General features: G+C 36.3%; 21 protein-coding genes and 2 riboswitches. Of the genes, 17 read left to right on the plus strand and 4 right to left on the minus strand.

The window, feature by feature from the left end; translation table 11 throughout:
* The first annotated feature begins 297 nt into the window (after window positions 1-297).
* The 4 genes from T479_RS07660 (at window position 298) to T479_RS07675 (ending at window position 5300) form a co-directional block, all read left to right on the plus strand.
* A complete protein-coding gene (locus T479_RS07660) occupies window positions 298-984 on the plus strand; it encodes a response regulator transcription factor (protein WP_025219128.1) in 687 nt (228 codons plus the stop codon).
* 268 nt (window positions 985-1252) lie between these two features.
* The gene (locus tag T479_RS07665; RefSeq protein ID WP_407080996.1) at window positions 1253-1960 is read left to right on the plus strand and encodes a sensor histidine kinase; all 708 of its coding nucleotides are present in this window, start codon (window positions 1253-1255) and stop codon (window positions 1958-1960) included.
* Window positions 1961-2040: 80 nt separating this feature from the next.
* Window positions 2041-2727 carry an ABC transporter ATP-binding protein gene (locus T479_RS07670; protein WP_025219130.1) on the plus strand — a complete coding sequence of 229 codons (687 nt, stop codon included), beginning with the start codon at window positions 2041-2043 and terminating at the stop codon, window positions 2725-2727.
* Complete coding sequence (locus tag T479_RS07675; RefSeq protein ID WP_025219131.1) at window positions 2727-5300, plus strand: ABC transporter permease; 2574 nt, start codon at window positions 2727-2729, stop codon at window positions 5298-5300. Before T479_RS07670 ends, T479_RS07675 begins: the two co-directional genes overlap by 1 nt.
* Window positions 5301-5457: 157 nt before the next feature.
* On the opposite strand, the gene T479_RS07680 is transcribed toward T479_RS07675, so the two are convergent.
* Entirely contained in the window at window positions 5458-6654 is a 1197-nt protein-coding gene (locus T479_RS07680; protein ID WP_025219132.1) for a winged helix-turn-helix domain-containing protein, read from the minus strand.
* A 557-nt stretch (window positions 6655-7211) separates the two neighbouring features.
* Between T479_RS07680 and T479_RS07685 the strand changes: the two genes are divergently transcribed.
* Complete coding sequence (locus T479_RS07685; protein ID WP_038510230.1) at window positions 7212-8177, plus strand: VanW family protein; 966 nt, start codon at window positions 7212-7214, stop codon at window positions 8175-8177.
* 107 nt (window positions 8178-8284) lie between these two features.
* Here T479_RS07685 and T479_RS07690 read toward each other — a convergent pair whose 3' ends face one another.
* From T479_RS07690 to T479_RS07700, 3 genes are all read right to left on the minus strand, one after another.
* On the minus strand, window positions 8285-8902 hold the full coding sequence (locus T479_RS07690; protein ID WP_025219134.1) for an HAD-IA family hydrolase: 618 nt from the start codon (window positions 8900-8902) through the stop codon (window positions 8285-8287).
* 108 nt (window positions 8903-9010) lie between these two features.
* Window positions 9011-9793 (minus strand): YibE/F family protein, encoded by a 783-nt coding sequence (locus tag T479_RS07695; RefSeq protein ID WP_025219135.1) that lies wholly within the window; start codon window positions 9791-9793, stop codon window positions 9011-9013.
* Window positions 9790-10923, minus strand: a complete 1134-nt coding sequence (locus T479_RS07700; RefSeq protein WP_025219136.1) for a YibE/F family protein — start codon at window positions 10921-10923, stop codon at window positions 9790-9792. The genes T479_RS07695 and T479_RS07700 overlap by 4 nt, the downstream gene beginning before the upstream one ends.
* A gap of 393 nt (window positions 10924-11316) precedes the next feature.
* Window positions 11317-11442: riboswitch (FMN riboswitch) on the plus strand.
* 120 nt (window positions 11443-11562) lie between these two features.
* Window positions 11563-11688: riboswitch (FMN riboswitch) on the plus strand.
* 190 nt (window positions 11689-11878) lie between these two features.
* On the opposite strand from T479_RS07700, the gene ribE reads away from it, so the two are divergent.
* The 12 genes from ribE to T479_RS07760 all read left to right on the plus strand — a co-directional run bounded on the left by ribE (window position 11879) and on the right by T479_RS07760 (window position 23732).
* On the plus strand, window positions 11879-12517 hold the full coding sequence (gene ribE, locus T479_RS07705) for a riboflavin synthase (protein WP_025219137.1): 639 nt from the start codon (window positions 11879-11881) through the stop codon (window positions 12515-12517).
* 56 nt (window positions 12518-12573) lie between these two features.
* Window positions 12574-13206: a 3,4-dihydroxy-2-butanone-4-phosphate synthase gene (ribB, locus tag T479_RS07710; RefSeq protein WP_051147754.1), complete on the plus strand. Its 633-nt coding sequence runs from the start codon at window positions 12574-12576 to the stop codon at window positions 13204-13206.
* A 17-nt stretch (window positions 13207-13223) separates the two neighbouring features.
* On the plus strand, window positions 13224-13691 hold the full coding sequence (gene ribH / locus T479_RS07715; RefSeq protein ID WP_024363337.1) for a 6,7-dimethyl-8-ribityllumazine synthase: 468 nt from the start codon (window positions 13224-13226) through the stop codon (window positions 13689-13691).
* Window positions 13692-13798: 107 nt separating this feature from the next.
* Window positions 13799-15259, plus strand: coding sequence for a spore germination protein (locus T479_RS07720; RefSeq protein WP_038509582.1), 1461 nt, complete (start codon window positions 13799-13801; stop codon window positions 15257-15259).
* A 190-nt stretch (window positions 15260-15449) separates the two neighbouring features.
* Window positions 15450-15683, plus strand: a complete 234-nt coding sequence (locus T479_RS07725; protein WP_025219139.1) for a DUF1540 domain-containing protein — start codon at window positions 15450-15452, stop codon at window positions 15681-15683.
* 206 nt (window positions 15684-15889) lie between these two features.
* A complete protein-coding gene (locus T479_RS07730; protein WP_024363340.1) occupies window positions 15890-16921 on the plus strand; it encodes a choloylglycine hydrolase family protein in 1032 nt (343 codons plus the stop codon).
* A 320-nt stretch (window positions 16922-17241) separates the two neighbouring features.
* Window positions 17242-18549 carry a sensor histidine kinase gene (locus T479_RS07735; RefSeq protein ID WP_024363341.1) on the plus strand — a complete coding sequence of 436 codons (1308 nt, stop codon included), beginning with the start codon at window positions 17242-17244 and terminating at the stop codon, window positions 18547-18549.
* Window positions 18550-18821: 272 nt separating this feature from the next.
* Window positions 18822-19373 (plus strand): histidine phosphatase family protein, encoded by a 552-nt coding sequence (locus tag T479_RS07740; protein ID WP_025219140.1) that lies wholly within the window; start codon window positions 18822-18824, stop codon window positions 19371-19373.
* Between the two features lie 18 nt (window positions 19374-19391).
* Window positions 19392-19637 (plus strand): cold-shock protein, encoded by a 246-nt coding sequence (locus T479_RS07745; protein ID WP_024363343.1) that lies wholly within the window; start codon window positions 19392-19394, stop codon window positions 19635-19637.
* Between the two features lie 1171 nt (window positions 19638-20808).
* The gene (locus tag T479_RS07750; RefSeq protein WP_024363344.1) at window positions 20809-22296 is read left to right on the plus strand and encodes a malate:quinone oxidoreductase; all 1488 of its coding nucleotides are present in this window, start codon (window positions 20809-20811) and stop codon (window positions 22294-22296) included.
* A gap of 277 nt (window positions 22297-22573) precedes the next feature.
* Entirely contained in the window at window positions 22574-22795 is a 222-nt protein-coding gene (locus T479_RS07755; protein ID WP_025219141.1) for a DUF2829 domain-containing protein, read from the plus strand.
* Window positions 22796-22976: 181 nt separating this feature from the next.
* Window positions 22977-23732, plus strand: a complete 756-nt coding sequence (locus tag T479_RS07760) for a 3-oxoacyl-ACP reductase (RefSeq protein ID WP_024363346.1) — start codon at window positions 22977-22979, stop codon at window positions 23730-23732.
* Window positions 23733-23862 lie beyond the last annotated feature (130 nt).

Consider the following 23862-nt stretch of genomic DNA (forward strand, 5'->3'; position numbering starts at 1 on the left):
GGCACACTTGGCGCCTTTATTGGATAGGTTCGTTTCAACACTTCACAGTTCCAATCATTGTCTATTTTAATCGAAACGTTGCATAAGTGCGACGTAATCCACGAAAAGTGTGTGACAGGTACCATAGCTTAATTGAATGCAAAAACTTTATAGTCTGTACGGATTCATTGAGATACATGGTATGATTTCTCTTGAAATCAATTTCAGAGGTGTTGAAGTATGGATTATGGTCCGATTGAAACAGAAAATCTATATATTAAAAATACAAAATATGCTAATAAAGGTTGGTGATAATAAATGAAACATATATTTTTAGTTGAAGACGATTTGGAAATTGCGAAAAACCTCGCTCTTTTACTCCGCTCTGAAGGATTTACCATCACCCATGCTGCGACGCAAAAAGAAGCCATACTCATGCTTGCTGCGCAGAAATATGACTTGGCATTGCTTGATATTTCACTTCCTGATGGCAACGGCTTTGCAGTCTGTACGGATATCAAGCAAACTCAGAACATTCCAGTAATCTTTCTAACAGCTTCTGGCGATGAAGGCAGTGTTGTAACGGGGCTGAACATAGGGGCTGATGACTATGTTACTAAACCTTTTCGTCCACGCGAATTGATTGCTCGAATTGGAACAGCATTACGAAAAAACGGCCATTCTCCAGTTGTCTTTGAAATGGGGGACCTTCATGTTGATCCATTGAGTGGCGTAGTCAAAAAGTATGGGCAAGAAGTTTTTCTTTCTGCGCTTGAATACCGATTACTATTAGTGTTTATAAATAACCCTAAAAGTATTATCACGCGCGACAGGCTATTGGACGAATTATGGGATGCATCCGGCGAGTTTGTAACGAACAATACCCTAACCGTCTATATAAAACGCCTAAGAGAAAAAATTGAGACAGAACCTGGCAACCCGCGATACATTTTAACTGTTCGTGGTACAGGTTATCGCCTAGGAGCTAGCCATGTTGCGGAATAGGGAGATTCGACAATTTACACTTTTATTTACCGGCATCACAATCATTACCGCCATTTTAGGTTTTACTATTCAGCCCGTAGCTGGCCTATTAATACTTTCTACTTGTGTTGCGTTTGGCATCTTATTTTTCTTATTTACAAAAGCGCATTATCAAAGGATTACACAAATTTCAGAGCAAATAAATTTAGCGCTGCATAATACAGATCATTTGTTTATTGGTAATGCAGAAGAAGGCGAACTGTCTATTTTACAAAATGAAATTACTAAAATGACGCTTCGCATACGAGAACAAAATGAAGCACTGAAAAAAGAGAAAATATATCTAGCTGATTCACTAGCCGATATTGCACACCAACTACGTACACCACTAACTTCAGCGAATTTGATTGTATCTTTACTGAAAAACAATCCAGAGGAACATGAGCGTAAAACGTTGCTATGGGATATTCAAAAATTATTTGTACAAATGGATTGGCTATTAACCTCTCTGTTAAAATTATCACGTTTAGATGCAGATATTGTAAATTTCAAAATGAAACCATTGGATGTCACAACCTTAATAAAGGATTCGCTTCATCCATTTCTTATGTCGATGGATTTACATAATATTACACCTCAAGTGAATACAGCGGACAGACTAGTTATTCATGGAGATTTCGGTTGGCTTTCAGAGGCCATTCAAAACATTTTAAAAAATTGCATAGAGAGTATAGGCAATAACGGGACGATTCAAATTGTTTGTCAGGAAAATATACTGTATACAGAAATCACCTTGCATGATAGTGGACCAGGTTTTAAAAAAGAAGATGTGCCCTACTTATTTGAACGATTTTACCGTGGGAAAAATACGAGCACGACAGGATATGGCATTGGCCTAGCGCTTTGCAAAACCATTATTACGCGCCAAGGGGGAACTATTAGTGCCAAAAATCATCCGCAAGGTGGCGCAATTTTTTCTATTCGTTTCCCAAAGTGACGAATCTCTCACTTTAGAGTCACGAGGATGTAAGTTAAAAATTCTATTATAAGGGTACAGCACAAAAGGAGGCTCACATAATGGAGTTTTTAAAAATTGAAAACTTATACAAAACATATGGGCAAGGTGAAAATCAAGTGACAGCATTGGACAATGTTTCACTTACGATAGAAAAAGGGGAATTTACTGCCATTATCGGTTCATCTGGCTCAGGTAAATCGACATTACTACATGCAATAGCTGGCGTAGATGTACCGACAAGCGGAAAAATTTACTTGAACGGACAAGATGTGTATGCTCAAAATCATGAAAAACTGGCAATTTTCCGTCGTCGAGAAGTTGGTCTGATTTATCAATTTCATAACCTTATTCCTACGTTAAATGTCGTAGAAAATATGACATTACCGATTTTGATGGATCGACGTAAAGTGAATGAAGAACGATTAATGGACTTATTAAACTTACTTGGCCTCGAAGACCGAAAAACCCATTTACCCAATCAACTATCAGGTGGTCAGCAGCAACGCGTTGCGATTGGACGTGCACTGATGAACGCGCCAGCCGTGATGTTAGCTGACGAACCTACAGGTAGTTTAGATAGCAAAAATGGGCATGAAATTATGCGTTTGTTAAAATCCAGCCACGAAAAATATCAGCAAACGCTGATTGTAGTCACACACGATGAAAATATCGCCTTACAAGCGGATCGGATTATTTCCATGTCTGACGGCAAAGTTATTCGAGATGAGAAACGGGTGGCAAGATAATGAATATTTTCAATAAAGTCGCCTTGCAAAGTTTACTAAAAAACCGCACGCGAACGATTGTGACCATTATTGGCGTTATTTTATCTGCAGCGATGATTACAGGCGTTACGACCTTTGCGACCTCCCTACAAAACTATATGATTAATGGCTCGATAATAAAATACGGCGATTGGCACGTTGGATTTTCTGATGTTGACGCTACATTTATCGAACAACAAAATGAAGATAATCGAATAGCCAATACCATTACCTTTGAAAACATTGGTTATGCCAAACTGGAGGGAGGTAAAAACGTCAACAAGCCGTATCTCTTTATTGCTGGCTTTGACCAAGACACGTATGCCCATTTACCAATAACACTTACTGCTGGTCGATACCCTAAAAATAACACGGAAATTCTCATTCCTTCGCACCTTAAGGAAAATGGGGGCGTGACGATTTCTGTAGGTGATACCCTTGCATTGAATATTGGAAGACGTATAAGCGAGGATAAACAGCTCTCACAATATGACCCTTATCTTTCAACTAATCCAGAAAGCTTTGTAGCTGAGCGTAAGAAACACTATACAGTCGTTGGGACATTCAAACGACCTGGATTCGAAGAGGTAAGGGCACCTGGTTATACATTAATTACAACAACTGATGCTATGAAAAAAGCGAGTAGCTTTAGTACCTTTATTAAAATGAAAAGTCCTCGTAAAGTGCATGATTATGCAGATGAATTCGCAACTGAACATCAATTTGTTACAAATGACAACGTGTTACGATTTATGGGTCTGTCAAATGATAAACTATTTAATCGTCTACTCTACTCAATTGGTGGCATGTTAGTTGCCTTAATTATGCTCGGTTCAGTTTTCCTTATATACAATGCCTTTTCCATTTCGTTAAACGAACGTATGCGACAATATGGAATTCTGATGTCAGTAGGTGCAACGGCAAAACAATTGCGAAATTCTGTATTATTTGAAGGACTATGTATTGGTGCTGTTGGTATACCAATTGGTGTGCTAGTTGGCATCCCAAGTATCAAAGGTGTTCTTTCTCTTGTGTCGAAAAATTTTGAAAATATTGCCTATGATAATGTACCATTAACTTTGACCGTTTCAATACCTATCATAATCGCCACAGTCGTTATTAGTTTGATGACCATTTTAATTTCAGCTTATATCCCAGCACGCAAAGCTGCTAATACTCCAGTTATGGCTTGTATTCGTCAAACAAATGAAATTAAAGTGGAATCAAAAGCCATTAATACGTCTAAATGGATGGAGCGTATTTACGGCTTAGAACGCACACTTGCGCTTAAAAACTTTAAACGAAACAAAAGACGATATCGCAGTATCGTCCTATCACTTATATTAAGTGTAGTTATGTTTGTATCGTCTAGCGCATTTAAAACAACGCTCCAGCAGGCTGCAGAGTCATCCGTTGTCAATACGGATTACGATATTATGTTCTTTAGTGAGAACATGAAAGAAAACGATTTATTTCAGCTATTTGACAAACTACAAAATGTAGATGGGGTTTATAAAGGCTCTTATCAATCCATGATGGAATATGCAAGTAAAATTAACTTACATGATTTCTCAGCAGACTACCGTCAAGCAGCAGGTTATGTTGAGCTCGATAAGACGATTGATGTACCGCTAGACATGCAGTTTTTAGAGGATAGTGTTTACCTAGATTTTATTAAAAGCTTAGGTTTAGATATAGCTGAATATACAGGGGAAAATGCGAAAGTCATTGCCGTTGCCAAAGTGAAAAATAAAACGGCTACTGCATCGGAAAAAGACAACATAATAGATATGTTTACAAAACAGTCGATGAATTTAGATATTACACCAAACGTAAATACTAGCGCAATCTTAAATGAAGAGCGAAATGTAACGATTACATTTGTCGATACGTATCCTGTCGATCCATTACCAAAGTTACCGTCTGAAGTAAGACCGTACACGTTTATGATTGTTGCACCATATCAATTAATCGATACATGGGCACTAGCTGATGTTCCGATGGATTGGGGCTTAACGTTCCTATCAAAGGATGCATCGCAGTCAGTTGATGAAATGAAAAAAATAATCGAATCGGAAGAAACCTCATACGAATATTCGATATACAATGCCAATGAAATATTTGACCAGAACCGCAATATTATCTTCATCATTGATTTGTTCACCATTGTTTTCGTCATAATGATGTCACTTATTGCAATCGCCAATGTGTTTAACACCATTTCTACGAATATTCGATTACGTAGACGAGAGCTTGCAATGCTTCGCTCAGTTGGTATGTCCAATCGTGATTTCAATAAGATGATGCGCTTTGAATGTGTTCTTTATGGGTTCCAAACATTACTATTTGGACTCCCTATTTCAGGTATTTTAGCTTGGCTAATCTATAAAGGGATGTTTATCGGTGGAGCGGAAGTTGCATTCACATTCCCTTGGAGCAGTATGGGCATTAGTGTACTGGGGGTATTCCTTGTCATATTTATTACAACAATGTACGCACTTCGCATAATTAAAAAAGAAAATATCGTCGATGCACTGCGTGATGATATGAATTAATTTTAAAATGTAGCGAATAGCTATAGACCTAAACGGCAGTTTTGAATCTTTCAGAACTGCCGTTTTTACTTTGGGCATCCAACTCTGTAACAATTATATGATGATACTAGTGGAGAGATTAAGTATGTTATATCGCCTATATGGTAAAAAATTATGGCTATTCGTTCAAAGACTCTACCGAAATAGTCTCACACCCGTTAAAGGTAGCAAATTTTTTGAGACAGCTGTTTAAAGCTGTACGCAATTGAGTTGTTTGCTTCACACTGTTCTCGTACCAGATGTTTTTAACAACGAGTGTGTTAGTTTTTCGCTCCGCGATAATCTCAGCTCGTCCAATGAAGCGTTCGCCATATACGAGGGGGAGCACATAGTAGCCGAATTTTCGTTTGCTTGCAGGTGTGTAAATCTCCCACGTATAATCAAAGTTAAATAATGCGGTAATCAGTTTTCTATCCCAAAGGAAATTATCGAGCGGCGCAATCAGCTCGCAACGCCATTTTGGTTCTGGATTTTGCAAAACCACTTCAATAAGCGGTAAATCCTCCGCAAGGCAATACAGCATATCCTTCATTTGATCCACAGTAACGGCAACAATACGATCTTCCTGCAATAGCTGGCTAAAAACCTCTTTGCGTTGTGCTGCTTTCAACCCCCAAATATTCAACCATGCATCTGACGCACGATTCCATAAGAGACCGACCGAGCCGATTCGACGTAGTACCCGCCACTTATAATGCGCAAGTTCATCAACTAGGGGCTCTGATGCAGTCAGCAGAGTTGGCTTTATGTACTTCTTGGCTAAATCGTAATATTTACGGCTTCCCTTTTTATGATGGATAATCAACTCACCCGTTGAATACATCTGTTCCAGTACTGAGCGAGATGGATTGTTTCCGCTACTCCAGTGAATGGCTGATTGCCAAGAGAAATCTCCATCCAATTTTAAATCATCTGAACTTAGTGCACCATGATTTTGGATATGAGCCCGTACTAGCGTTGTCAACGCTTCCATTTCGGGATAGCGTTTAGCATGTTGTCGGGCGGCTTCCCTATAGCGTTCAAAATACGGCCAGTCCTCAATAGGCATAATAGCGAGGTTCTTGTCGGGATAATCGACAAGGCTTCTTTCTTCATACAGCAAATCGGCGAGCATTTCTTTAGTAAATTCTTTGATTCGGGACTGTAACACCAATTCGGCATTTTTTCCGCAAACATCGATAGGGTCGTATTGAATACAACCAACTTGTCGAGTAAAGTCCATTACACCCCGTTTCCCGCTAAATTTATAGTCGTCCAAAAGTCCATGTTTCAACAACAGAAATTGTCGTGCCTGGCGGTTTGTTAAGTGAATCATCTATGCACCTACCTCTAGTTTTAGTGTAATTCAGGGGAGTGGAGAACAAAAAACGAAACCGTGAAGGGAATTTTTTTTATGGATAGTAAGTGTAGCATGCTCCTATAAAATATCTTATTCTAATTTGGCATACTTGCAATGTTCCTTCTAGCTACTGCAAATGCCATTAAAACATCATCCCTAATACATCCAAACTTCTCCTCTTAGCACCATTTCTGTTTTATTATACAGAATACAGTGAAAATAAACAAACATATGTTCCGTTTGGTGAATGAGTGAGAAAAGACCTCAAATAAGGCTGTACTCTCTTATTTTTGCACAGGACACATGGGAAACGACACATATATAACTATAGTCTTGTAAAGATTACAAAATGCTGTTAAAGCAAGAGCAAAATCTTAATGGGTGTGTTTTTAATTGCAAAAGATAAAGTAAATGAACAAATATTTAAGCAACAGTCAATAATAATCCATAAAAAGAAACACACTATCTTAACGAGTCGAATAAGATGTTGCTGTAAGTAAGTCGGAGGTAGGTGTTTAAACTTGAAAAAATGGATGGTTGTATTTTGTTTAGGCAGTGTAATGGCTTTAGCAGGTTGTCAGGGTAAAATAAAGCATGAACAAATTGAAAAAGACGACGTGCAACAACCCGTTATGTACACGCAGGACAAGGAGCAGGAAGTAGGTCCTGTAGTGGTTGAAATTGTTAATCCACAATCTAAAGAAATCATCCACATCGTATCGCCCATAGAATTAGGCTTTGAAACAGACCCAGTCTTGTATAAAAAGAACATTGAACAATTGGCACAACAATTAGCGAGAGGCACAGAAACAAAAGTTGGTTTTGATAAGCGAATGATGCTTGATAAAGTCGATGACAATGGTCGGATTATAAAAGGTAGTCCATTAGTTATTTTAAAAGAAAGTGAATTGGTAGAAAAAATTATGGCAGCATCAGCAACGGGTGGCACAGTAGAAATGCCACTGTATATTACTGAAAGTGGCTATTATTTTGAAGACATACCCTATTTAGAAGATGTTGTAGTGGCTTCTTATACAACCTACTTCAATGGAGCGGATGTTGGAAGAAATAAAAATATTGAACTTTCAGCAAAAGCCATTCACAATGTGATTGTTGGTAGCGGAGATACTTTTTCGTTTAATACTGTTGTAGGCCCTAGAGATGAAGCGAATGGCTATCAGCCCGCACCTGAAATTATTAATAAAAAGCTTGTTATGGGCATTGGTGGGGGGATTTGCCAAACATCTTCAACATTGTTTAATGCAGTCGATCAACTCCCGATTAAATTTGTGGAGCGACACTATCATTCATTAGATGTAGGATATGTTCCAAAGGGCAGAGATGCAACGGTGTCCTATGGTGGCTTAGATTTTAGATTTCAAAACACCAGTGATGTACCATTTTTAATTAAGGCGACCTATGGACAAGATTTTCTGACAGTGGAAATAAGGACAGCAAAAAAATACCAAGAAATTTTAACAAAGCTTCCCCCACAATAAGAAAGAAGTTGATGTAGGAATAATAATCAACTTCTCTTGTATTTTAAGACACTTATAAAGAGTGTCTTTTTTTAGAGCCTAGGCAGTGGTGATAGAGTTCATAAACCTTAAATAATAGTTAGTATTTCTGCAGGAGTAAATACTTTGTAATCGGGTTCTGCGGATTGGACAATCTCAATGGCATCATACCCCCAACCAACCCAAATAATTGGAATACCTACTTTTTTGCAGGCGACGATATCTCGTTGCTCATCCCCAATATATAAAACATCGGATGTTTTTAAATTGGCTTGTTTTAAATACTTTTTTATCACTTTATCTTTACCAAAAATACGGCTCGAACAAAGTACTTCGGACACATGGTCGATACCATTAGTTTGTAAAAACGCCAAAATATTATCTTTTGAATTGGAGGAAATAATGGCAATTGTATATCCTTTCTTATCAAGTTCCTGTATGACCTCTTTCATACCGTGAAATAAATGAACATCTTGTAATGATTGCTGATATAAACGATAAAATTGCGGGAGTATAGTAGGTAGTTTGTGTAACGGGAAGTTAAATAATTTACTTCGTTCAGCAATCGATAATTTTTTTAGTGCATCAATATCTTCTAACTGTACTTCTTTGAATGCATGTTTTTTAGCAATCGTATTCCATACAGAAGCAAACACTGCCGTGGAATCCGCAAGTGTGCCATCAAAATCAAATATTATATGTTTCATTGTATTTTTCTCCTTAAAGGGTATTTGGCTTTACCATTCATAATACTTAAATCAATATAGTCATTCGTTCATGATGACATGAATGCAAAAAAGGAATATAAGTGCCTGTCACTTGGATTGACTGGCAATTTCTTTTTCCCGTGTTTTGACTAAATAATAGGCATTAACTGAGGACGTGATAGGAATAATGGCTGCTATACCAATACCCGCACAAAAAATTGTAATAAGTTCTGTGCTAAACACTTTGGAGTTGATAATTTCGCCAATCGAATAGTTTAAATCTTTAAACCATATTAAAAGACCTAGGTATCCACCAAAGAAAGCAAAAAATAGCGTATTTGTATCTGTTCCTAAAATATCCTTCCCAATATTTACACCAGATGTGAATAATTTTTTTCTAGTCATATATGGGTTGTGGTGAAAAATTTCATGCATTGACGAGGAGATGGAGATGGCGACATCTAAAATAGCTCCAATTGTACTCATAATAATAACTGAAGCGCCTATTTGAACAAAATTAACGCCAATATAAAGCGAAAATATGCTAATCTCCTCAGCAGATTCTTCTCCAAATCCTTGAATCATAGATTTCTCTGTGACAACCACAATAAAAATTAGCAGTATCACAATGGTAATCATTGTCGAAATAAATGCGGTAATTGTTTTGCTGTTCTTTTCATTAATATAAAATAGGCTAATCCAACTAATGATTGTACAGGCAATAAACGTTAACACAATGGGACTGTTCTTAGGATTGGTCATTAAAAAAATTGTTATAAAGAGTACCCCGAAGTTTAAAAATAACGAAAGAAATGAACGTACCCCTTTTTTACCACCGATAACGAGCATCAAAATAAATAAAATGGTTGATAGCCACACTAATACATTCATCCTGTTACCCTCTTTCGTTTAATGAAAAAAATAGAAGTGTAAAGGCTAATTGGAATTGTTAAAACAACGCCGATGCCACCTGCTAGAGCGCGAGCTATTTCTAATGAAAGATTCATGGAAAGTGTTAGCCCTAGTGTAGAAGAATTTTTTAAATATAAAATAAGCATAGGGATGGAGCCGCAAATATACACGAAAAATAAAATGCTCGTAATGGTGCCCATGACATCTTTGCCGATATCAAGACCTGAAGCTTTTAAGGCTTTGTCTGAAATAGTAGGATTTTGTTCATATAAAGCAAACATGGAAGAAGCCATGGTAATCGAAACGTCCATTACAGCCCCAAGTGCTCCGATAAATAACCCAGCCATAAACACTATGCGATATGGTCGTGTTAAAAATTGCATTTCCTCATAACGTAGGCCGTTTTCCGATGTTATCCATAACACGAAAAAGGTAATAAGTAATGAAACGAAAGTGCCTAGTATTGTTGCAAGCATAGCAGCATAGGTTTTTTCATTTAATCCATTAATAAGAATCAATGAAACACATGTAAATAATAGAATACATACACCACTGACAAATACTAACCTAACGTTAGCGTGTTTTATATATAAATCCAATGCGAATGATAATATTAGTGCATTCACCATCAAACTGATGATTGATAATAAGCCCTGTCTTTTTCCAACAATCAGTAAAGAAAAAATAAAAATCCATGCAACCACTAATACGTACTGGTCACGTTTGACGTCTAAAATCGTACCTGTTAAAGTCCCGTTATTATCTGTATTTGCCTTAATAGAGACAAATATTTTATTCCCGACCTTGTATTCGTGATCAAAAGCGGCAGAAGAAGAATACTCATTTATTAAAGAAACAAGCCGCCCCTTATCTTTTCCATTTTTTAGTACTGCTGTGATCCGCTGCGTGTATAAATAATCGTCATTACTGTACATATCTGAGACAGATGTTGAATCTTCCAATTCTGTTTTTATAACTTCTGCGATTGGACGCTCATAAAATGTTTCGTTATGTTGAACGAAAATAACAGAAGCTATAAAGCATAGTACCAAGAAAAAAATTATTACTATCCGTTGGGTTGATATTGTATTAAAAATAGTAGTAAACAATAAAAAAACCTCCTATGAGGGGAATTTGACAATGCCAGTAACAAGCGACTGTGTTATATGAGTAGCGTTGAATAATAACACACACTAACATTCCAATTTTTAGATGTCAAGCTGGTTATATGTGGTCATGTAAGAAGTAACGCTTATAACAGATGAAAGTTTCTTTTAAGAAACAATGAAGCATACATTGATGGTGTTTTAAATTGGATATAGCCTAAAGATATAGTCATGAAAGTATTTGTTAAAGAGCTTTATCCAAACAAAGGATAAATCATTATTTTAAATCTGCTCGTATAGTTTGTGTGCCAAAGTAAGTAAGGATCTGAGAATATTAATAAAATTTTAGGTGGATAATCTATTAAAATAATGTTATCGTATGAAGTAACTAAATAATATATCCTTCAGGGTAGGGTGAAATTCCCAATCGGCGGTGATGAAGTAATTCAAAGTCCGTGAGCGCAAGCTGATTTGGTGCAAATCCAAAACCGACAGTTACAGTCTGGATGGGAGAAGGATGAAAGTATAAGCTTTTTAAATTCGTATGACTTTAAAAGGTCTATTTGGCTACGCTTATATAGCATACTACTTCCCATCGCTTCTGCTGGGAAGTTTTTTATTTAGGCAAAAATTGAATAAATATCTGTTCTTCGGGGTAGGGTGAAATTCCCAATCGGCGGTGATGAAGCAATTCAAAGTCCGTGAGCGCAAGCTGATTTGGTGCAAATCCAAAACCGACAGTGATAGTCTGGATGGGAGAAGAACAATGAGATGGCAGCCTGTGGAAAATTTTTGTATCCACTAGGTTTATTTCGTGACGTCTTATGTACAAGTACTCCCAAACCCCTTTTATGTGAAAGGGGTTTTTTGTTTGTTTCGATTATAAAAAATGAAAGGGGAATTAAAATAATCACTATCAAAAGGTTTACGACATAGGGTTAAGAAAGTAGGTGGAAAATTGTTTACAGGTATTATTGAGGATATTGGTACAGTAAAAGCCTTGCAAAGCGATAGGAGAAGTATGGAAATAACGGTGATTTCGCCCAAAATAGTGGCGGATGTGAAGCTTGGGGATAGTATAGCCGTAAATGGGGTTTGTTTGACAGTAACTCATTATAATGACCAAGAGCTAACAATGGATGTAATGCCTGAAACAGTGAAAGCGACGAATTTACAGCAACTAACTGTTGGAAATGCGGTCAATTTAGAGCGTGCAATGCCAGCCAATGGACGATTTGGTGGCCACTTTGTTTCAGGGCATGTAGATGGTGTAGGGAAAATTTTACGTAAACGTCCAATGGCAAATGCGGTCTATATTGAGATCGAACTTTCAGAAGACTTAACGAGCTATTGTATTCCTAAAGGGTCAATCACAATTGATGGAACGAGTTTAACGCTCTTTCATGTTGAAAAAAACAGTGTCACAGTATCACTTATTCCACACACATACAAAGAAACCGTACTAGGAATTAAAAATGTTGGGGCACTAGTCAATATCGAAACCGATTTAGTAGGCAAATACATTATTCACCAGCTAAAGGGTAGTCAGCAATCGTCGACTATTACAAAAGATTACTTAGCGAAGCATGGTTTTTAACCTGCTATAGAAAGAAAAAACATAATTTATAAAGTGATATCTATTAGGAGGTGGCAATGTTGCTACATTCAATTGAAGAAGCGATTGCCGATTTAAAACAGGGCAATATGATTGTTGTCGTGGATGATGAAGACCGTGAAAATGAAGGAGATTTACTGGCCCTTGCAGAGTTCATGACACCAGAAACGATTAATTTTATGGCGAAATATGGTAGGGGGCTTATTTGTACACCCATTTCACAGCAGCTTGCACAAAAATTAGCGTTGCAGCCAATGGTCGTAGATAACACTGATAATCACCAAACAGCGTTTACTGTCAGTATTGATTATAAAGAGACAACAACAGGCATTAGTGCGTTTGAACGTGCTTTGACGATTCAAAAAATGCTAGCGTCACATGCACAAGCATCGGATTTCCGTAGACCTGGACATGTTTTTCCGCTAATAGCAAAAGACAATGGGGTATTAGAGCGTCGAGGGCATACGGAAGCTACTATCGATTTGGCTAAACTTTGCAACAGTGTACAAGCTGGCGTGATATGTGAAATTATGGGCGATGATGGGGAAATGTTACGCTTTGATGATTTAGTGAAGTATGCAAAAAAACATAAATTAAAAATGATTTCGATTGACGCATTAGCAACATACCGTCGTCAACATATGCAAATAGAAAATTCACTTACTATGTAAAAGAGGAGAATGAAATGATGGGCAAAACATTTGAAGCACAATTAATTGGCAATGATTTAAGAATAGCGGTGGTCGTTGGTCGTTTTAATGAATTTATAACAAGTAAATTATTAAGTGGTGCATTAGATGGGCTAAAGCGTCATGGTGTAGACGATGATTTAATAGATGTTGCGTGGGTACCAGGTGCATTTGAAGTACCGTTTATCGCAAAGCAACTAGCTGAAACGAAAAAATATGATGCCATTATAGGTCTAGGTACAGTTATTCGTGGCTCTACAACGCATTATGATTATGTGTGTAACGAATCAGCTAAAGGCATTGCAAACGTATCGCTTTCGACAAATGTACCAGTAATTTTTGGTATTGTCACAACTGAAAATATTGAACAAGCGATTGAACGTGCTGGAACAAAGTCTGGCAATAAAGGTTATGATGCAGCGATGTCTGCAATTGAAATGGCTAATTTACAAAAAATGATTGGCTAAAAGGATGCATGGTCGTAAAATTTATTGCATAATTTTTTGGACATTGGGAAATATATGTTTATAAGTATTTTAGTAAAATAATTTGTTTGAATTTGGTTCAGTAGGAGATGAGGAATATTCAATCAATAGAACAAGAAATCGAATTGAAAATGTTGAAAGAATTATTTCAACGCTCTGCTGACGTAATTTTTCAATCCTTTACCTTTCAACAACAGCATGTTTATTTTATTACATGTGAGTCGATGGTCGATCAGTTTTTATTGAATAAGGTCATTATCGATCGAGTTCAATCTTTGTTTGAAGACAGCTCTGTAAACTTATTAGAGGAAAAAATAAAAAACGATTTACACATTCCTAATCTTCAAAAAGTAACCATTTTAGATGATGCTATTACGCGTGTATATTCAGGGTTTGTTTTGCTTTACTTTGAAGGGGAAAAAATTTTATTTTCAAGTAAAATTACAAAAAAACCAAATCGAAATCCTGAAGAAACAAAGCAAGAACTAGTGGTAAAAGGGCCGAGAGATGATTTTATAGAAGATGTTTTTATTAATGTGGCCTTAATTCGTAAGCGATTGCCTACAAATTCTTTATGCGTGGAAACAGTGGAAGTCGGAAAGCGCTCTAAAACGACAGTGGCTGTCCTATACATGGGTGATATAACGGACAAAAATATGGTCACGGAACTAAAAAAGCAATTAAGGAAAATTAATACAGATGTTGTCTTTAGTGGCGATATAATGATGGAAAGTGTGGAAAAAACCGCGAAAATTTTACCGCGACATGATTATACAGGGCGACCAGATTTCGCAATACAAGCGCTAGTCAGAGGACGAATACTTCTTTTTGTCGATGGCGTATCTTACGCAATTATTACGCCGCCTAATATGTTTCTACTTTTTAAATCAGGTGAGGATAATGATTATCCATCTATGGTCGGTACATTAGAGCGTCTGTTACGAATCGTAGGGATATTAATAAGTATGCTTTTACCCGGTTTTTGGCTAGCATTAACGACTTATCATCAAGAGCAGATGCCAATATTACTGTTAGCGACGGTTGTCCAATCACGTACTGGCTTGCCTTTTCCAACGATATTGGAGATATTGCTAATGTTATTTATGTTTGAAATATTTCGCGAAGCAAATCTACGCTTACCGTCTATTTTGAGTGGAACAATGAGTGTCGTAGGTGGACTAATCATCGGAGATGCGGCAATCAAGGCAGGCATAACGAGTCCTTCCATGATCGTGGTGATTGCCATCTCAAGTATTGCCGCCTATACTCTTGTCAATCAATCCTTTGTAACTGCAATGAGTATTTTTAGGTTATTTGTTATCTCAATGGCCGCTTTCTTTGGATTATTTGGTTTCTTTTTGTCCTTGTTTTTCATTCTTATTTACTTTGCCAATATCCGTGTATTAAGCGTTCCGTACTTAAATATTGGTGCCAATTTAAACTGGTCCGATACCAAGAAAACATTAATACGTCTATCGCCAAAAGGATATAGTAAACGACCAAAATTTCTACATCCTCAAGATGAGACGAGGTCATCGGGCAAAAATTAGATGTCTTTCTGTAGCACGACAATTTACAATATCACATGTGCTACTTGCAATCGTATTGACCGATTATGTTGAAGTTATTTTTAAGCTTGACTTGTAAAAACCTATGGATTGGACAAAATACAAAGTGAAGAGTATAGATTAGATTTTCCATTCTATATTTTTCAAGACCAATCATAAGGGGTGGATAGTTATGCCGAATGTCCAAGTTAGCTGTGCAGTATCAAATTGTGTTTTCCATGCCAAAGGTAATTATTGCGGAGCTGAAAAAATTGCAATCGACATGGATAAACGTAATACGAACAAACGTGATGCGGAGTTTGCTTCTGACTTTGAAATGCATACAATGTCAGAAGAGGCAGCAGCCATTCAATCATCCGATACGTGTTGTAAAACATTCAAATCAAAAGAAAAAAACTTTAGCTAATGGGTATCGTTTGTTTTGGATAATGTAAATAAAGATAATATCTTTATTTCACCAAAATAATTTATCTATACCTTTTACTACTGATTTGGTCACGTTAAAGGTTGTCTTCCTATAGGAAGGCAACTTTTTTTATACCCTTGACCTTCCAGTTACTTGAAGGATTACGATGATACTGAAGATTGAATAGCTGTATGGGAGGGATTTCAATGAATAAATATCAAGAATTAATCGTATCTGTAGTAGCTTTAAGAGGCGATGCTTATGAAATAGGTTTTCAACAAAGTAACGAAATAAAAACAAATGCACATTTAGCGCAAAATGAACAACTGTTAGCTTTATCTGCTACTTGTAATACACAGCGGGTACAAGAGCTGTTGCGACATGTTTCGCCCAATCTTTTGCAAGAGATGAAGGGATTAGCGTTTGGCTTAAAACAGCCGTATGAAACCATTATAAAAATGTATAGCGGTTATAATATAATATTTCCAAATATGGGATGTACCTCGGTTGTACACAATGGGAAGTATGTAAGAAATTATGATTTTAGTCCAGTTATGTATGATGCAAGACTCGTTTTTTCTAAACCGTCTAAAGGGTATGCCAGTGTAGGTTTTAGCCAGCAAATTATTGGTAGGTTAGATGGAATGAATGAAAAAGGGCTTGTAGTAGGGCTGCATTTTGTCAATAATGATTGGAAAGGAGATGGCTTTTTGGCGACTACAATCGTTAAAATAGTGCTTGAACAGTGTGAAAATATTGAAGAGGCTATTGCACTTTTAAATAAAATTCCACATCGCTATTGCTACAATTACTCCATGACAGATCAAAGTGGAAAAGCAGTTGTGGTGGAGGCTACACCAATAGAGCGGGTAGTTTCTGCTGAACATCCGCTTATATGCACAAATCATTTTGAGTCTCAACAATTGGCAGGGAAAAACAAAGCTTGCATTGAGGGTTCAAAACAACGAAAAAGCTTTATAAATCGCTATGTAGTAGATGCGCGTACGACCATGTCTGTCTATCACCATTTCAATAATGGAGATTCTCCGTTATTTTTTAAACAATATCAAGAATATTTTGGTACTCTCCATACTGTTATATACTCACCGAAGCAATTAGAGGTAGTTGTTGGAATAGGTGAAAATTGTGAGCCGCAATCATTTTCTCTCCAACAATTTATCGAAGGTAAACTTATTTTTCCGATAACCATTAAAGGAAACATAATTCAGGCTATCTAATTTGTTAGGCTTGGTTTATAATTTAATAGAATAAATAGGGGAATGGCGTAACATTTGTTGGGCTATTCTCCTTTCGTTTTGTAGCTATTTCGCTTTTCGAAAGAAAAATAAATTATTCCATTTTTGCATAACAATTACTAAGTTTTAAAAATAAACTTGGATAAAAGTATTGTTTTCAACGTACTTTAAAAAATATACATGAAAAAACGAAAATTACTATAGTATAATATTATTGTTATTAATATAAATATTAATTTGTTCTAGGAGTAATTACACATCGTTAAATAATGAATACAATAGATGAGGAAGTACCAGTTTGTATGAAAAATCGTAAAATTAAACTAATATTAGTATTAGCGACAGTCTTATTGTCATTGTTCACAAGTTTAAATGTGCTCACTTCATATGTGAAAATGAAAAAGACGGTGGAAGAATCTATCGCTAACCAAAGCTTAGAAGCGGCTATTTCCATCGCATCATCAATTGATGTTAAGTTGTATCAAAAATTTGCAAATAATCCTGTGAAAAATGCAACTTATTGGGAAATAAGAAAATACTTAAATGATGCACGAGAAAAAATAGGGGCCTTAAATGTCTATACGTTAGAAATTGATAATCCTAAAGTATCAAAAACGATGATTGCCGGTGTTCCTAATCATCTCACAGTAGGCTTTGATATTGGACAAATTTGTACTGTTCCAGAAAAGCAAATCAAACTAGCTTATCAAGGGTTGACATATGTTACGAATGTCATTAATGACCCTCAACACGGAGATTATCTTTCTGTAGGCGCTCCTATTAAGAATGAAGAAGGTCACGTTATTGGCTATCTCGGGATTGATATAAGCGCAGACAAACTTAATGGTATCAAAGGAAAAGTATTAGAAAATAATTTATTCTTGTTTATTTATAATGGAATATTTATAGTAATCGTTATTGCATCGTTTTTCTTTTTACAGAGATGGTATCAAAAAGAAGTGACAAAAGAAGTAGAGGTAACAGAAGATACCTACCAAACTGAAATAAAAGCGTTAATTACCTCTGTATCGTCCTTAAGACATGACTTTACCAACCATATTCAAGTGTTGCATGGGCTTTTACAATTGGGAGAGCCAGATCAAGCGAAACAGTATTTATCATCATTATCTAAAGAGGTACAGGAAATAAAGTCATTGAAATTAAATATTAACCATCCGGGGCTGTCAATTTTATTGCAAACAAAAAAGTTAGCTGCTCAAAATCATAATATTGAGATGGATATATCGGTTTCACAGGATACTTTCGATAAAATAAAAACAACTGATATCATTAAATTATTATCAAATTTAATTGATAATGCGATTGATGCGACAACTGAATTGCCTGAAAGTGAACGCAAAATGAAAATTTGTTGTCATGCGGATGAAATGAAGTATGTATTTGAAATTGTTAATACAGGACCAACAATTCCAGACCCCGATCAAATCTTTAAGCAAGGGTTTACAACGAAAAAAGCTGAACTAGGAAAAATTAGAGGCCAAGGCTTGTTTATTGTGAAAGAAGTTGTGAAAAAATACAACGGCACCATTTCTATCCAATCTACTGCACAATTTGAGACAACAGCGATTGTCATTATTCCTTTAAAGTAAATGGGCAAATGTACTTGGCTGATAGTATTAAAATTTTTTGATGTGGTTTGTCTATAGGGCTGTTTATTAGCGGTTTTTTCCTTCACCGCTAATTTTCGCTAAAGCAAAGTCATCTTAACAGGATAGAATAATAGCTTAAGCTTCCTACATGTATAGAGTAGGAGGCTTTTGTTGCTAAGAAAATGCAGATGTTTTGCATAGCATGTATGAGCTAATACCAAACATACATTAACAGTAAATCTAATAGGGCAGGTTAGGAGGATAAAAACAATTTGGAACAGCCAATCCTTGATTTACTAAGAGCAGGTGGATTGATTTTATATGTTAGACATGGAGAAGCAACTGTTGGTGAAGATCAGCCATATGTTAATTTTCAAAACTGCTATACGCAAAGAAATTTATCTGATTACGGTCGGCGAGAAGCCGTTTACTATGGACAAATGCTGCGGTATTGGCAAATTCCAATTAGTTCACCTATAATGACAAGTCCGTTTTGTCGAACAATTGAAACGGCACAGCTTGCATTTCCAACAATGTATCTACAAATTGACCCGTTCTGGTTTTCAATTACTAAATTAGCAGAAACGATTTCCACTACGGAACAACAACAAATTGTAATGGAAGCCCAAAAACATCTAGAAGTAAAACCACCACCTGGGACTAATCAAGTAATTATTGCACACAGTTTTCCGAAAGGGACTGCCATAGGTGAAATGACAAGCATGGGAACCGTTATTATCAAGCCCAAAGGTGTGGGTAATGGCTATGAAATTTTAAAACAGCTAACATTAGCCGATTTAGCAACCTTAGGGACGTTACAATAATAATTTTGGGGGATAGAAATGAAACGAGAAGGAATTGTAAAATGGTATAAAAATGAAAAAGGCTATGGACGTATTATGCTGAATGGTGAGGAAGACAATCATGTTTTTGTTCATTTTAGCTCGATTTTGCCGGATAAGGAAAGATTTCCAAATGCATTTCGCTTTCTGAAACAAGGCCAAAAAGTCTCCTTTGATTTAATTGAGATACCCAATTCTACTGATCAAAAGCAGGTTGCAGAAAATGTCATTGTGCTGTCAGACTAATATGCACGGGCGTAATAGTTTGTGGCAACCAATAGTTCAATATTCTATCGACGAAAAAGTACGGTACCGATTTATAGAGACGTTAATCCATATACAGGATTGGCGTTTTTTTCTTGCGTTTATTAGAGCTTATGGTGTTTTCTTATTTTTCGTAGATAAGGAAGGTACGCTGTAGTATGGTAGATTGTAAAAATCGATTAAATATACATCTGAATTTATAATTATTTGTATTTTGTATACCGAAAGGGCGGGTCACTTATCATTGAGTGACCTACCTTAGTTGTCTGTTTAGGGCAATGAATTTATTGGAAAAGATAAATTACTTGATGTATAAGTTATTTAAAAAATAAAATATTCTAATAATTTTTGTTGTTGTATGGTAAACTTGATTGTGTTATATAACAATATGAAGAAAATATTTTTGTAGGTTGTATATGATTTCCTTAAAAAGGAAGAGATAATAAAACCAAGGTTTAAGTCTTGATAGATTTAATGGAAGCGTATACAGTAACTAATGAGGCAAGTGACAGATAATCGTTTGATTTGTAACACTTAGCTTAATGAGAAAAAATAATTGTTGAGCTTTTGTTATTGAAGAGGATTGGAAGTAATTGTTTCGTTTGTTTAAAGAAGTGTGTCTTTTGACCTTTATACATAATTGGAGTGAAAATGCTGGAATATCCCGTCGAAAAAGCGAAAATTAGTTTGAAGGTACCTTGTGAATGTTAGCAAATCATGTAAAATAGAGTCGATTAAGCACTTTTAGACTAAAAGGTCTAGTGCTTTTAGTATGAGTGAAGTTAAAATATATCTTTCATTAAAAAATGATGGATAAATTATTTTAGTAGTAGCATACTAAAATTCAATCAGTTGACTTTATACAACATAAAACATCTTTCAGACGATGCATTTATCCGATTTGATCAATGCACCATTCTCCTGGAAACAGGGGGAAGGTTTTTGTTTTAAATATGTACAAAGGACATTATGAGCGGACTTCGCACTTTTTACTACTTTTTAATTAGTTTATTACTATAATATTGTAGTAGATATTTTATTCTTTAAATAGTTGTGATAGACTATTGTAAGTTTATAGTTGATACAGAAAAGGTGTGTGACTAGTTTACACCTACATCATTTCTGCAAATCTTAAAATATAAGGATGGTAAAAATGAGTAACAGAGTAACTAAATCAGACGTCATCTTAATTGGTGCCGGAATTATGAGTGCGACTTTGGGGACAATGCTCAAAGAATTAGCACCGGACTGGAATATTACTGTGTTTGAAAAACTTTCAAACGCCGGTGAGGAAAGCTCTAATGAATGGAATAATGCAGGAACAGGGCATGCAGCACTATGCGAGCTTAACTACACTTCTGAAAAACCAGACGGTACTATTGATATTAGCAAAGCAATTAATGTTAATGAACAGTTCCAGGTTTCGATGCAGTTTTGGTCATATCTTGTAAAGAACAAGCTGATCCAAAATCCGCAAGATTTTATTATGCCATTACCACATATGAGTATGGTAAGAGGTGAAAAAAACGTTGAGTATTTAAGAAAACGTTATGAAACAATGTCAAATAATCCTCTTTTCAAAGGGATGGAATTCTCTGATAATCCAGAAAAACTTAAAGAATGGATTCCACTTATTATGGAAGACCGCCCAGCAAATGAGGCCATTGCTGCAACAAAAATTGACACTGGTACAGACGTTAACTTCGGTGCTCTAACACGTATTTTATTTGACCACCTAAAAGCGAAAGATGTAGATATCAACTACAACCATAGTGTCGAAAGCATTAAACGTACGAAAGACGGTTTATGGGAATTAAAAGTACATGATAAAGATGGCTGTAAAATGGAATACCATACAGCAAAATTCGTCTTCCTTGGAGCTGGCGGAGGAAGTCTTGAATTATTACAAAAATCAGGCATTCCTGAAGGAAAACACATTGGTGGATTCCCAATTAGTGGATTGTTTATGGTATGTAAAAACCAAGAAGTGGTTGAACAACATCATGCAAAAGTATATGGTAAAGCTGCAGTTGGTGCACCACCAATGTCTGTTCCACATTTAGACACTCGCTTTATCGATAACAAAAAATCATTACTATTTGGACCATTTGCTGGTTTCTCACCAAAATTCTTAAAAACAGGTTCGAACATGGACTTATTCGCTTCTGTAAAACCGCATAATATTACAACATTATTAGCGGCAGGGGTTAAAGAAATGTCTTTAACAAAATATTTAATCCAACAACTGTTATTATCAAAAGATCAACGTATGGAAGAGTTACGTGAGTTTATCCCAACTGCTAAAAGCGAGGACTGGGATATTGTCGTAGCAGGTCAACGTGTACAAGTTATCAAAGATACTGAAGCTGGCGGTAAAGGAACATTACAATTTGGTACCGAAGTAGTAAGTGCTGCTGACGGATCAATCGCTGCATTATTAGGTGCTTCACCAGGTGCATCTACTGCCGTTCACGTTATGTTGCAAGTTATTCAAAAATGTTTCCCTCAACAAGCTAAAGAGTGGGAGCCAAAACTAAAAGAAATGATTCCATCTTACGGTATCTCATTATTACAAAATCCAGAGCTTCTTGAAGAAGTTCATACTTCAACAGCAGAGACTCTAGGCCTAAACAAAAACTAATCAACTTATGAACCTTCGATCCATTTTGGATTGAGGGTTCTTTTTTCATGGGTAGGGAATGAGTTGTTACGTTGAGCAAAAGTAGAGAAGCTATTCTTTTTTTATATTGCTGTTGTTTCTAAATTTCCAATATATTACTAAATAAGGAACTAATATAACAAAAAAGTAGTTAGAATGAAAATTATAAATGAACTAGCTTCTGTTGTAAACAAAATAAATATCCAGTATACTTTTTTCGTATGGCATATTAGAAAAGATTAACAAAGGATGAGTATAGATGACGTTTGAAGAAGTATTACCGCGTTTAAAGGCGGGCGAGAAAGTAATTCGTGAAGGATGGTGCGGTGCTGAATTATATGTTAAGCTTGTAGGTCAAAGCGTGCACGACGGAGAGAATTTGAACCCCTATTTTTTAATTAATGTGCGTGGCGAGGGTTACACGATGTTCACACCAACAGTATGTGATTTATTAGCCGAAGATTGGAAAATCGTAAACTAAATTCAGTGTCGTTTCAAAGGTTATAATAGTATGCTAAGTGATTCTTAGTATGCTATTTTTTTGATATGAAGGTTAAGCTTTGTAGGCGGTATAGTTGATAAGAGCTGGCACAATGCATGTAGAGCTGCGACTTGTGTCAGTGTTTTTAATAGTAGATTACTTTTTATAAAGGAGAGATCCTATGAAGTTTGCAGAATATAATGGTAAAACAGTGTTTATTACAGGTGCTGCGTCAGGTATTGGCCAAGCACAAGCTATTGCTTTTTTAGAAAACGGTGCTTATGTTTTTGGTTTGGATGTAGATGAGCGAGGGTTAGGGCAATTACAGCAGCAATACCCTGAGCGCTTTGCTTATACGCTAGGAAGTGTCTGTAAAAAAAGTGATGTAGAGCACGCTTTTCAAGCAGCAATGGCAAGCTTTAGCAGCGTAGATATCTTACTGAATACAGCTGGCGTTTTAGATGGTTTTGCCAAAACACTAGATACCGATGAGGCGCTATGGGACAAAATTATGAATACGAATGTAAAGGGTACTTTTTTTGTAACGAATACGATTTTGCCTCATATGGTAAAGCGTAAATCGGGCATCATCGTTAATATGGCGTCTATTGCTGGGCTGATTGCAGGAGGTGGGGGTGCGGCTTATACAGCATCCAAGCATGCCATTGTGGGCTATACGAAACAGTTGGATTTAGATTATTGTCGTGAGGGGATACGTGCGAATGCCATTGCACCAGGAGCTATTCAAACAGCTATGACCAAAGCGGATTTTGAAGGCGATGGTGAAATGGCAAAATGGGTTGCCAATGAGACGCCAGCGGGTCGTTGGGCACAACCAAGCGAAGTGGCGAATTTAACGCTTTTTTTGGCGAGTCATGCCGCTGATTATATACATGGAGCTGTGGTACCAATTGACGGTGGTTGGATTGCGAAATAGTATTGGTCAATGAATCATTCTTCTGCTATAATACGCAAGTAAGCAAAAACAGCTTACACTACGGCACTTCAGTTAGGGCAATATGCTCTCTTCCTTTGGTCGTAGTTATTACTAAAATAGCAACTTGCTA

Origin of the sequence: Lysinibacillus sphaericus, assembly GCF_000600105.1 — a bacterium.
In the GTDB taxonomy this organism is placed as follows: Bacteria; Bacillota; Bacilli; order Bacillales_A; family Planococcaceae; genus Lysinibacillus; species Lysinibacillus sphaericus.

Coding starts and splice junctions, on each gene's coding strand:
- T479_RS07660 (WP_025219128.1), top strand. CDS start 298: ATGAAACATATATTTTTAGTTGAAGACGATTTGGAAATTGCGAAAAAC.
- T479_RS07665 (WP_407080996.1), top strand. CDS start 1,253: ATGACGCTTCGCATACGAGAACAAAATGAAGCACTGAAAAAAGAGAAA.
- T479_RS07670 (WP_025219130.1), top strand. CDS start 2,041: ATGGAGTTTTTAAAAATTGAAAACTTATACAAAACATATGGGCAAGGT.
- T479_RS07675 (WP_025219131.1), top strand. CDS start 2,727: ATGAATATTTTCAATAAAGTCGCCTTGCAAAGTTTACTAAAAAACCGC.
- T479_RS07680 (WP_025219132.1), bottom strand. CDS start 6,654: ATGATTCACTTAACAAACCGCCAGGCACGACAATTTCTGTTGTTGAAA.
- T479_RS07685 (WP_038510230.1), top strand. CDS start 7,212: ATGGTTGTATTTTGTTTAGGCAGTGTAATGGCTTTAGCAGGTTGTCAG.
- T479_RS07690 (WP_025219134.1), bottom strand. CDS start 8,902: ATGAAACATATAATATTTGATTTTGATGGCACACTTGCGGATTCCACG.
- T479_RS07695 (WP_025219135.1), bottom strand. CDS start 9,793: ATGAATGTATTAGTGTGGCTATCAACCATTTTATTTATTTTGATGCTC.
- ribB (WP_051147754.1), top strand. CDS start 12,574: ATGTTGCTACATTCAATTGAAGAAGCGATTGCCGATTTAAAACAGGGC.
- ribH (WP_024363337.1), top strand. CDS start 13,224: ATGGGCAAAACATTTGAAGCACAATTAATTGGCAATGATTTAAGAATA.
- T479_RS07720 (WP_038509582.1), top strand. CDS start 13,799: ATGAGGAATATTCAATCAATAGAACAAGAAATCGAATTGAAAATGTTG.
- T479_RS07725 (WP_025219139.1), top strand. CDS start 15,450: ATGCCGAATGTCCAAGTTAGCTGTGCAGTATCAAATTGTGTTTTCCAT.
- T479_RS07730 (WP_024363340.1), top strand. CDS start 15,890: ATGAATAAATATCAAGAATTAATCGTATCTGTAGTAGCTTTAAGAGGC.
- T479_RS07735 (WP_024363341.1), top strand. CDS start 17,242: ATGAAAAATCGTAAAATTAAACTAATATTAGTATTAGCGACAGTCTTA.
- T479_RS07745 (WP_024363343.1), top strand. CDS start 19,392: ATGAAACGAGAAGGAATTGTAAAATGGTATAAAAATGAAAAAGGCTAT.
- T479_RS07750 (WP_024363344.1), top strand. CDS start 20,809: ATGAGTAACAGAGTAACTAAATCAGACGTCATCTTAATTGGTGCCGGA.
- T479_RS07755 (WP_025219141.1), top strand. CDS start 22,574: ATGACGTTTGAAGAAGTATTACCGCGTTTAAAGGCGGGCGAGAAAGTA.
- T479_RS07760 (WP_024363346.1), top strand. CDS start 22,977: ATGAAGTTTGCAGAATATAATGGTAAAACAGTGTTTATTACAGGTGCT.